This window comes from Mycobacterium scrofulaceum (assembly GCF_001667885.1).
GTDB classification, from domain to species: Bacteria; Actinomycetota; Actinomycetes; order Mycobacteriales; family Mycobacteriaceae; genus Mycobacterium; species Mycobacterium scrofulaceum_C.
This window is the reverse complement of record NZ_LZJW01000103.1, coordinates 25,643-36,253: the sequence shown is the minus strand read 5'-3', so window position 1 is coordinate 36,253 and position 10,611 is coordinate 25,643. Positions and strand designations below refer to the sequence as shown.

The window sequence follows — 10,611 nt, the reverse complement described above, 5'->3', positions numbered from 1 at the left end:
GAGCCCGATCATCCAACAGGCCGCCAGCAACCCGGGGCAGGCGACTCAGCTGCTCGGGCCGGCGGCGTGGGCCGGGTCGATCCCGGCCGGCAGGTGCGCCTGGGTGCCCGGTTCCAATCCCGCCGACGGGGCCGCGGCCGGTCCGGGACCCGCCGCGTGCGCGGGATCGATGCCGGTCGGCAGGTGCGCCTGCGCACCGGGTTCGACGCCCGCCGCGGGGACATGCGGCACCGGTGCGCCGTCGGGGAGCGCCGCGCCGGGCTCGGCCGGCGTGCCCGGCATCGTCAGGAATTGGTTCACGGACTGGGCCACGTTGCGGGACTCGCCGGGCGCGCCCTGGTTGTGGCTGAAGGCCTGCGCCGCCGCCATGAGCAGCTGAGTCGCCTGCCCCGGGTTGCTGGCGGCCTGTTGGATGATCGGGCTCAGCTGCGACAGCGCGGGCAGGCCCGGGAGTTCTTGAGTCGAATTCGGTTGCGGTGTCGCCGGGTCGGCTGCCGCGCTCGGGCAGAACCCGAACGCGGCAGCCGATGCCGTCACGACAGCGGCCAATCCTTTGGACAGATTCCAAGTGGTCGCCACGGTGTGTCCTCCGGTCAGTAGGGGGTTGGCGTTGCTGTCTGGCTAATTACTCAGGGCAGGGCGGCGAGCAGCGGGGCAACCGGGTTGGCCCCGGTGGCCGGCGCGGCCGGCGCCGCGGGGGCGGCCGGCGCCGCGGGAGCGCCGGCGAGCGCCGGCAGGTCCTGCGGCAGGGTCATCTGCGCGGGCAGGTTGACCGGCATGTTGGGCAGGAACGCCGGCATGTCGACCTTCGCCTGCGGAATCTGCGGGGTCGGCGGGGTGGCGGGGGCGGTCGGCGTCGACAGCCCCGGGATGGCCGGCAGTCCGGGAATGGACGACGTGGCCGGGGCGGCGGGCGCCGCGGGTGCCGGCTGCGTCAGGCCGGGGATCAGCCCCTGCAGGCCCTGCGCCGTCGACGGGGCGGAAGGCGTCGGTGCCTGCGCCAGCCCGGGGATCGACGGGATCGCCGCGTTGGTCGCCGGTGACGGCGCGGCCGCCGACGGAACACCCGGGAAGGTGATGCCCGGGGCGGCCGGCGCGGCCGGCGGGGTCGCGCCGAGGGCGGTGGCGAGGTTCTGCAGGATTTGGGGCGCGTTGGCCGCCGAACTGATCAGCTGCTGCGGAATGTTCGGGATCGGCGGAGCCGGCACGGGGTCGGCGTGGGCGATACCGCCCGTGAGTAGGGCTGCGGACGAACCGACTACGACGGCCGCTGCACGCAAGTAAGTCCAGATGGTTGGCATGACTCTCCCTGGTTGTGGATTACGGGGTCCAGCGCCGAAGTTACGTTGATACTGGTGGGACTCAAGTGACACGTGTGGCATTTATTTGATCGTTATTGATACGAGTGACGGCGGTGACCGAACGCCCGCCGACCAGGCCGTTGGCCGCGACGGCGTCCGCCCGGCTCGCCGCGATCGCTAAAGTCGGCTCATCGACACCACCTCGGCCGCCCCGGCGGCATCGGATCGCCGGCGGTTCGCGAGTCTGCTGCGGGCTGCCGCACCGGCGCTGCTGCTCTTCAGCGTCGCCGCGCGGCTCGGCTGGACCTACCTGGCGCCGAACGGCGCGAACTTCGTCGACCTGCACGTCTACCTCGGCGGGGCCGCGGCTATCGACCACCCCGGCACGCTGTACAGCTACGTCTACGCCGACCAGACCCCGGACTTCCCGCTGCCGTTCACCTATCCGCCGTTCGCGGCGGTCGTGTTCTACCCGCTGAGCCTGCTGCCGTTCGGCCTGGTCGCCTTCGCGTGGCAGATCGCGACGATGGCCGCGCTGTACGGCGCGGTGCGGATCAGCCAGCGCCTAATCGGCGTCGCGCCCGGCGCCGACGGCCGCCGCGTGGCCATGGGGTGGACGGCGATCACCATCTGGATCGAGCCGCTGCGCAGCACCTTCGACTACGGGCAGGTCAACGTGTTGCTGATGCTGTTGGTGCTATGGGCGGTCCTGACGACGCGGTGGTGGCTGTCGGGGCTGCTGGTCGGCGTGGCGGCTGGCATCAAGCTGACGCCCGCGATCTCGGGTGTCTACCTGGTCGGCGTGCGGCGGTGGGCCGCGGCGGCCTTCTCCGCCGTGGTCTTCCTCGCCACCATCGGCGTGTCGGCGCTGGTGGTTTGCGATCAGACCGCCTACTACTTCACGAAGCTGCTGGGCGACGCGCACCGGGTGGGGCCCGTCGCCACCTCCTTCAACCAGTCCTGGCGTGGCGGCATCTCCCGGATCCTGGGTCACGACGCCGGCTTCGGCCCGCTGGTGTTGACGGCCATCGGCGCCACCGCGGTGGTGGCCGTCCTGGCCTGGCGGGCGCTGGACCCGTCCGACCGGCTCGGCAAGTTGCTGGTGGTCGAGCTGTTCGGACTGCTGCTGTCCCCGATCTCCTGGACCCACCACTGGGTGTGGCTGGTGCCGCTGATGATCTGGGCGATTCACGGGCCGGCCCGCGAGCGCCGCGGCGCGCCGATCGTGGGCTGGGGCTGGCTGGCGCTCACCATCGTCGGCGTGCCGTGGCTGCTGAGCTTCGCGCAACCGACCATCTGGCAGATCAGCCGCCCGTGGTATCTGGCCTGGGCCGGTCTGGTCTACATCGTGGCGGCCGTGGCCACGCTGATCTGGATCGCCGCCACCGGCGAGCGTCACGCCAGCGTGACCGCCGGCGCCGAACGTCACGCTGGCGTGACGCTCGACGAAGGGCAGAAGGATTAGCTCCCGACGATTCCGTCGATGTCGTGCGCCATGGCGACGTCCTTCTCGGTGATGCCGCCCTCGGAATGCGTCACCAAGGCGAAAGTCACTGTCCGCCAACGAATATCGATATCCGGGTGATGATCCTTGCTCTCCGCGTGCTCGCCCACCCGGCGCACCGCGTCGATGCCGGCGAGAAAGCTCGGGAACTTGATCGACCGGCGCAACGCTCCGTCGACGCGCTCCCATCCGTTGAGATCGGGCAGTGCGGCGTCCACCTGCTCATCCGTTAACACAGCCATATTTCGACCGTATACCGTCTGGCCATGCCGACCCAGATCGTCGTCGCGGGCGCGATCATCCGCCGCACCACGGTGTTGGTCGCGCAACGCCTCCGGCCGCCCGAGTTGGCCGGCCGCTGGGAACTGCCGGGCGGCAAGGTCGCGCCGGGCGAAACGGAGCGGGCCGCGCTGGCCCGGGAGCTGGCCGAGGAGTTGGGCCTCGACATCGGCGACGTCGCGGTGGGCGACCGCCTGGGCGACGAGATCGCGCTGGAGGGCATGACCCTGCGGGCGTACCGCGTGCGGCTGGTCAACGGCGAGCCGCACGCGCGTGACCATCGGGCGGTGCGCTGGGTGACCGCGGACGAGCTGCCCGGCGTCGACTGGGTGCCCGCCGACCGCGGCTGGGTCCCTGACCTGGTGCGGGCGTTGTCCACGGCCGCCTCATAACAAGCCCACAGCTTTTCCGCAGCCGACGCCCAGCCGCGTAGAAGGTCGCCAAGGTGAACTTGAGATATAACCCCAACGTGTACTTGTAAGAATTACGTGACCTAGAAGCGTCCTACGTCGTACGGCGTGATGACACCGTCCCCGGACGTTTCTAGGTGCCTAAAACCCATGTTGACCAAAGGATTTCGATATCGGGCCGCGCGCGGCGGAGGTGTTGGGCCTCCTCCCGCGCCCGACGCCGGTGCGCGATCGTTCAACAGGCCACGGGCCGCCGGCCAGGCCGTCCCGGGTTCGTGCCGGCCGATGAATCGGTGGGCCGCTGTGCGGCGCAGCCCGGCACCACGCGCCCCGGGCCTCACCGCCGGCCCGGGCATCACGCGCGACGCTACGGAGTAGAAGGGGTACCTGTTGACTGTCACACCACACGTTGGTGGAGCGCTCGAGGAATTGCTGGAGCGCAGCGGGCGGTTCTTCACGCCCGGCGAGATCTCGCCCGACCTGCGCACCGTGACGCGCAAGGGCGGCCGCGAGGCCGACGTGTTCTACCGCGACAGGTGGAGCCACGACAAGGTGGTGCGCTCCACTCACGGGGTCAACTGCACCGGCTCCTGCTCCTGGAAGATCTACGTCAAGGACGGGATCATCACCTGGGAGACCCAGCAGACCGACTATCCCTCGGTGGGCCCGGACCGGCCGGAGTACGAGCCGCGCGGGTGCCCCCGCGGCGCGTCGTTCTCCTGGTACAGCTACTCGCCCACCCGGGTGCGCTACCCCTACGCCCGGGGCGTGCTGGTCGAGATGTACCGGGAAGCCAAGGCGCGGCTGGGCGATCCGGTGTTGGCGTGGGCCGACATTCAGGCCGACCCCGAGCGGCGGCGCCGCTATCAACGCGCCCGCGGTAAAGGGGGACTGGTCCGGGTCACCTGGGCCGAGGCCACCGAGCTGATCGCCGCCGCCCACGTGCACACCATCAAGACCTACGGGCCCGACCGCGTCGCGGGCTTCTCGCCGATCCCGGCGATGTCGATGGTGTCCTACGCCGCCGGGTCGCGGTTCTTCGAGCTGATCGGCGCCCCCATGACGTCGTTCTACGACTGGTACGCCGACCTGCCGGTCGCGTCGCCGCAGGTGTTCGGCGACCAGACCGACGTGCCCGAGTCCGGAGACTGGTGGGACGCAGCGTATTTGATGATGTGGGGCTCCAACGTCCCGATCACCCGGACCCCCGACGCGCATTGGATGGCCGAGGCGCGCTACCGCGGCACCAAGGTGGTGACCGTGAGCCCCGACTACGCCGACAACACCAAGTTCGCCGACGAGTGGATGCCATGCGCCGCAGGCACCGACGGGGCGCTGGCGATGGCGATGGGACATGTCATCCTCTCGGAATGCTATGTGCAAAAAGAGGTTCCGTTCTTCACCGACTTCGCGCGCCGCTACACCGATCTGCCGTTCCTGATCAAGCTGGAACAGCGCGGCGACATGCTGGTGCCGGGCAAGAACCTCACCGCGGCCGACCTGGGCAGGGGCGTCGAGAACGCGGCGCTCAAACCGGCGGTGCTCGACGAGGCCACCGATTCGGTGGTGGTGCCCCACGGCTCACTGGGATTCCGCTACGGCGAGGACGGCGTCGGCAAGTGGAACCTCGATCTCGGCGGCCTGATGCCGGCGCTCAGCGTGCGAAACCCGCACGGCGACACCGCACTGGTCCACCTGGCGAGCTTCGACACGGTCAACGGCGAGGGCGCCACCGTGACGCGCGGTGTCCCGGTCCGCCGCGTCGGCGAGCACCTGGTCTGCACCGTCTTTGACCTGATGCTCGCCCAGTACGGGGTGGCCCGGCCGGGCCTGCCCGGCGAGTGGCCCACGGGCTACGACGACCCGACCCAGCAGAACACCCCCGCGTGGCAGGAGGCGATCACGGGCGTGTCGGCCGCACAGGCCATCCGCGTCGCCAAGGAATTCGCCCGCAGCGCGGAGGAATCCGGCGGCCGGTCGATGATCATCATGGGCAGCGGGATCTGTCAGTGGTTTCACGGCGACGCCATCTACCGGGCGGTGCTCGCGTTGCTGATGTTGACCGGCTCGATGGGCCGTAACGGCGGGGGCTGGGCCCATTACGTCGGCCAGGAAAAGGTGCGCCCGCTCACCGGGTTTCAGACCATGGCGATGGCCACCGACTGGGTGCGCCCCCCGCGGCAGGTGCCGGGCGCGTCCTACTGGTACGCGCACACCGACCAGTGGCGCTACGACGGTTACGGGGCGGACAAGCTGGCCAGCCCCCTGGGCCGCGGCCGGTTCGCGGGCAAGCACACGATGGACCTGCTCGGGTCGGCGACGGCGATGGGCTGGAGCCCGTTCTATCCGCAGTTCGACCGCTCCAGCCTGGACATCGCCGACGAGGCCCGCGCCGCCGGCCGCGACGTCGCCGACTACGTCGCCGAGCAACTCCGCGACCGCACACTCAAGCTGTCCGTCACCGATCCCGACAACCCGGTCAACTGGCCCAGGGTGCTCACGGTGTGGCGGGCCAACCTGATTGGCTCGTCGGGCAAGGGCGGTGAATACTTCCTGCGCCACCTGCTGGGCACCGACTCCAACGTCCAGGCCGAGCCGCCGGCCGACGGGGTACCGCCCGCCGACGTGGTGTGCGAGGGCGACATCCCCGAGGGCAAGCTCGACCTGATGATGTCGATCGACTTCCGGATGACCTCGACGACGCTGGTCTCGGACGTCGTGCTGCCGGCGGCGACCTGGTACGAGAAGGCCGACATCTCCAGCACGGACATGCACCCGTACGTGCACGCGTTCAGCGCCGCGACCGATCCGCCCTGGGAAACCCGTTCGGACTTTGATGCTTTCGGCGCGATCGCGCGCGCCTTCAGCGCGCTGGCCAAGCACCACCTGGGCACCCGCAGCGACGTGGTCCTCACCGCGTTGCAGCACGACACCCCCGACGCGATGGCCTACCCCGACGGCACCGAGGAGGACTGGCTGCACACCGGCGCGACCCCGGTACCCGGTCGCAGCATGGCCCGGCTCACCGTGGTGGAACGCGATTACGGCGCCATCTACGACAAGTGGCAGACGCTGGGGCCGCTCGTCGACACCTTCGGGGTCACCACCAAGGGCATCACGGTGCATCCTTTCCGCGAGGTCGAGGACCTGTCCGCGAAGTTCGGTGTGATGAATTCCGGTGCGGGAGCGGGTCGTCCGGCCATCACCACCGCGGCGCGAATGGCCGATGTGCTGCTGCTGTTGTCCGGCACGACCAACGGCCGGCTCGCCGTCGAGGGCTTCCGCGAGCTGGAGAAGCGCACGGGTCAGCGGCTGGCGCATCTGGCCGAGGGCAGTGAAGAGCGCCGCATCAGCTACGCCGACACCCAGGCGCGTCCGGTCCCGGTGATCACCAGCCCGGAATGGTCGGGCAGCGAAACCGGCGGGCGCCGCTACGCGCCGTTCACCATCAACATCGAAAACCTCAAACCGTTCCACACGCTGACGGGGCGGATGCATTTCTACCTGGCCCACGACTGGGTCGAGGAGCTCGGCGAGCACCTGCCGGTGTTCCGTCCGCCGCTCGACATGACGCGGCTGTTCGGCCAGCCCGAGCTCGGCCCCACCCCGGACGGGATCGGGCTTACCGTGCGGTATTTGACGCCGCACTCGAAGTGGTCGTTCCACTCCACCTACCAGGACAACCTCTACATGCTCTCGCTGTCCCGCGGCGGGCCGACGATGTGGATGAGCCCCGGCGACGCGGCCAAACTCGAAGTCCGCGACAACGATTGGGTCGAGGCTGTCAACGCCAACGGCATCTACGTGTGCCGGGCCATCGTCAGCCACCGCATGCCCGACGGCGTGGTGTTCGTCTACCACGTGCAGGAACGCACCGTCGACACGCCACGCACCGAAACCAACAACAAGCGCGGCGGCAACCACAACGCGCTGACCCGCGTTCGCATCAAGCCCAGCCACCTCGCCGGGGGCTACGGCCAGCACGCGTTCGCCTTCAACTACATGGGACCGACTGGAAACCAGCGCGACGAGGTCACCGTCGTGCGCCGTCGCAGCCAGGAGGTGACGTACTAGATGAAGGTCATGGCTCAGCTCGCGATGGTGATGAACCTCGACAAGTGCATCGGCTGCCACACCTGCTCGGTCACCTGCAAGCAGGCGTGGACCAACCGTTCCGGTACCGAGTACGTGTGGTTCAACAACGTGGAAACCCGTCCGGGTCAAGGCTATCCACGCACCTACGAGGATCAGGAGCGGTGGCGCGGCGGCTGGATACGCGACAAGAAGGGTCGCCTGCGGTTGCGGGACGGCGGCCGCATCCAGAAGCTGTTGCGCATCTTCGCCAACCCCAGGCTGCCCGTCATCGACGACTACTACGAGCCCTGGACCTACGACTACGAGAACCTGACCACCGCGCCGGCGGGGGACACGTTCCCCACGGCCGCGCCGAAGAGCCAGCTCAGCGGCGAACCGATGAAGATCTCCTGGGGGCCCAACTGGGACGACAACCTGGGCGGGTCGCCCGAGATCCTTTCCGGTGACCCGATCCTGAAGAAGGTCAGCGAGGAGGTCAAGCTCGCGCTGGAAGAGACCTTCATGTTCTACCTGCCCCGGATCTGCGAGCACTGCCTCAACCCCTCCTGCGTGGCGTCGTGCCCGTCGGGCGCGATGTACAAACGCAGCGAGGACGGCATCGTGCTGGTCGACCAGGACCGCTGCCGCGGCTGGCGGATGTGCGTCTCCGGATGTCCTTACAAGAAGGTCTATTTCAACCACAAGACCGGCAAGGCCGAGAAGTGCACGCTGTGCTACCCGCGGATGGAGGTGGGGTTGCCGACCATCTGTTCGGAGACCTGCGTGGGGCGGCTCCGGTACCTGGGCCTGGTGCTCTACGACGTCGACCGGGTGCTTCAGGCGGCGTCCGTGGAGAACGAGACCGACCTGTATGAGTCGCAACGCCGAATCCTGTTGGACCCCAACGATCCCGAGGTGATCACGGCCGCGCGCGCGGAGGGCATCTCCGACGAGTGGATCGAGGCCGCCCAGCGCTCCCCGGTCTATGCGCTGATCAACGACTACCGGGTGGCGCTGCCGCTGCACCCGGAATACCGCACCATGCCGATGGTTTGGTACATCCCGCCGCTGTCGCCGGTGGTCGACGCGGTGAGCCGCGACGGCCACGACGGGGAGGAGCTGGGCAACCTGTTCGGCGCGCTGGACGCGCTGCGCATTCCCATGCAGTACCTGGCCGAGCTGTTCACCGCCGGGGACACCGCCGTGGTGGAGGGCGTGCTGCGGCGGCTGGCGGCGATGCGTTCCTACATGCGCGACATCAACCTCGGCCGCGAAACCCAGCCGCACATACCGCATTCCGTCGGCATGACCGAAGAGCAGATCTACGAGATGTACCGGCTGCTGGCCATCGCGAAATACGAAGACCGGTACGTCATTCCGACGGCGTTCGGCGCGCAGGCTCGCGACCTCGAGGAGATGGGCTGCTCGTTGACCGGCGACGGGGGCCCGGGCATGTACGAGTCGGGTGAGCCGGTGCCCGTTTCCGTGGAGACGTTCCACGCGCTCAAGCACCCGGACGGGGAGGCGGCCGGCAACGGCCGGCCGCGGGTGAACCTGCTGAACTGGGACGGGCGCCAGGTGCCCGCCGGCATGTTTCCCGAAGGGCAGCGGCAATGAGGCTGCGCCGCGCACGCGGTGACACCCTGCAGGACCGGCTGGTCTGGCAGGCCGCATCGCTGCTGCTGGCCTACCCGGACGACGAACTGCCGGGGCGGCTGGACACCGTCGGCGAGTTGCTCGGCCACATCAGCGGGCCCGCCTCGGCGCTGCTCGGGCGGACGCTCGCCGCGCTGCGCGCGCGCGAGCCGATGGCCGCCGCGATGGATTACGTCGCGACCTTCGACATGCGGCGCCACTGCACGATGTACCTGACCTACTGGACCGCCGGGGACACCCGCAACCGCGGGCGCGAGATGGTCGAGTTCGCCGCCACCTACCGGGAAGCCGGCGTGCAGCCGCCGCGCTCGGAGGCGCCCGACCACCTGCCCGTCGTGCTCGAATTCGCCGCCACCGTCGACCCCGCGGCCGGCCGGCGGTTGCTGACCGAGCACCGGGTTCCGATCGACGTGTTGCGGGGCGCCCTCGCCGACGCGGAGTCGCCCTACGAGCCCACCGTGGCGGCGGTGTGCGCGACGCTGCCCGCGGCGACCGACCAGGACGTGCGCCGCGCGGAGCGCCTGGCGAAGGCCGGTCCGCCCGCGGAAGCCGTTGGGCTGCAACCGTTTAACTTGACCGTGCCGCCCCGATCCGAAGGAGCGCCAGGTGTTTAGCAACGTATTGTTCTGGGACATCTCGCCCTACGTCACGCTGTCGGTGTTGATCGTCGGCACCTGGTGGCGCTACCGCTACGACAAGTTCGGCTGGACCTCGCGCTCCTCGCAGATCTACGAGTCGAAGTTGTTGCGGGTGGCCAGCCCGATGTTTCATTTCGGGATTTTGGCGGTCTTCGCCGGACACGTGATGGGCTTGTTCATCCCGCCGCGCGTGACGCACATGCTGAGAGTGAGCGATTACGCCTACCACATGCAGGCGGTGATCGCCGGATCGGTTGCCGGTCTGGCCACCCTGGCCGGAATCGGGCTGCTCATCTACCGGCGGTTCACCCGGCCCGCGGTCACCATGGCCACCACCCGCAGCGACAAGGTGATGTATGTGGTGCTGGTGCTGGCCATCGTGGTGGGCCTGTACTGCGATCTGATCGGCACCGGCCCGCACGGCGGCGAGTTCCACTACCGCTACACGGTCGGCCTGTGGTTCCGCCGGATCTGGCTGCTGCAGCCGCACGGCGAGGTGATGATCAACGCCCCGCTGGACTACCAATTGCACGCGCTGATCGGCATGGTGCTGTTCACGTTGTTGCCGTTCACCCGGCTGGTGCACATCTTCAGCGCGCCGATCGCCTATCTGTTCCGGCCCTACATCGTCTACCGCAGCCGCGAAACCAAGGGCGAACTGGTCGGCACCGCCCCCCGCCGCCCGGGTTGGTAGGCGCTCGGCCAGCCAACATCGCGTGTGCGTCCTGGGCTTTCGGTGTGCGTCCAGG

At 69.2% G+C, this 10,611-nt stretch carries 8 protein-coding genes and 1 pseudogene; 6 read left to right on the top strand and 3 right to left on the bottom strand.

What is annotated here, in order from left to right; genetic code table 11:
- Positions 1-51 precede the first annotated feature (51 nt).
- A pseudogene (locus A5681_RS16515) lies at positions 52-579 on the bottom strand (hypothetical protein); the annotation flags it as partial.
- A 50-nt stretch (positions 580-629) separates the two neighbouring features.
- Positions 630-1,301: a hypothetical protein gene (locus A5681_RS16510; protein ID WP_067276993.1), complete on the bottom strand. Its 672-nt coding sequence runs from the start codon at positions 1,299-1,301 to the stop codon at positions 630-632.
- A 190-nt stretch (positions 1,302-1,491) separates the two neighbouring features.
- On the opposite strand from A5681_RS16510, the gene A5681_RS16505 reads away from it, so the two are divergent.
- The gene (locus A5681_RS16505) at positions 1,492-2,766 is read left to right on the top strand and encodes a mannosyltransferase (RefSeq protein ID WP_082968392.1); all 1,275 of its coding nucleotides are present in this window, start codon (positions 1,492-1,494) and stop codon (positions 2,764-2,766) included.
- Here A5681_RS16505 and A5681_RS16500 read toward each other — a convergent pair.
- Positions 2,763-3,047, bottom strand: coding sequence for a 4a-hydroxytetrahydrobiopterin dehydratase (locus A5681_RS16500; protein WP_067203848.1), 285 nt, complete (start codon positions 3,045-3,047; stop codon positions 2,763-2,765). The two genes, A5681_RS16505 and A5681_RS16500, sit on opposite strands and share 4 nt — an antisense overlap.
- 24 nt (positions 3,048-3,071) lie before the next feature.
- Here A5681_RS16500 and A5681_RS16495 point away from each other — a divergent pair, with 24 nt between their 5' ends.
- The 5 genes from A5681_RS16495 to narI all read left to right on the top strand — a co-directional run bounded on the left by A5681_RS16495 (position 3,072) and on the right by narI (position 10,556).
- Positions 3,072-3,476 (top strand): (deoxy)nucleoside triphosphate pyrophosphohydrolase, encoded by a 405-nt coding sequence (locus tag A5681_RS16495; protein ID WP_067276988.1) that lies wholly within the window; start codon positions 3,072-3,074, stop codon positions 3,474-3,476.
- Between the two features lie 408 nt (positions 3,477-3,884).
- Positions 3,885-7,568 carry a nitrate reductase subunit alpha gene (locus A5681_RS16490; protein WP_067276986.1) on the top strand — a complete coding sequence of 1,228 codons (3,684 nt, stop codon included), beginning with the start codon at positions 3,885-3,887 and terminating at the stop codon, positions 7,566-7,568.
- Positions 7,569-9,185, top strand: a complete 1,617-nt coding sequence (narH, locus tag A5681_RS16485) for a nitrate reductase subunit beta (protein WP_067276983.1) — start codon at positions 7,569-7,571, stop codon at positions 9,183-9,185.
- Complete coding sequence (gene narJ / locus A5681_RS16480; protein WP_067276980.1) at positions 9,182-9,838, top strand: nitrate reductase molybdenum cofactor assembly chaperone; 657 nt, start codon at positions 9,182-9,184, stop codon at positions 9,836-9,838. The genes narH and narJ overlap by 4 nt, the downstream gene beginning before the upstream one ends.
- A complete protein-coding gene (gene narI / locus A5681_RS16475; protein ID WP_067276978.1) occupies positions 9,831-10,556 on the top strand; it encodes a respiratory nitrate reductase subunit gamma in 726 nt (241 codons plus the stop codon). The genes narJ and narI overlap by 8 nt, the downstream gene beginning before the upstream one ends.
- Positions 10,557-10,611 lie beyond the last annotated feature (55 nt).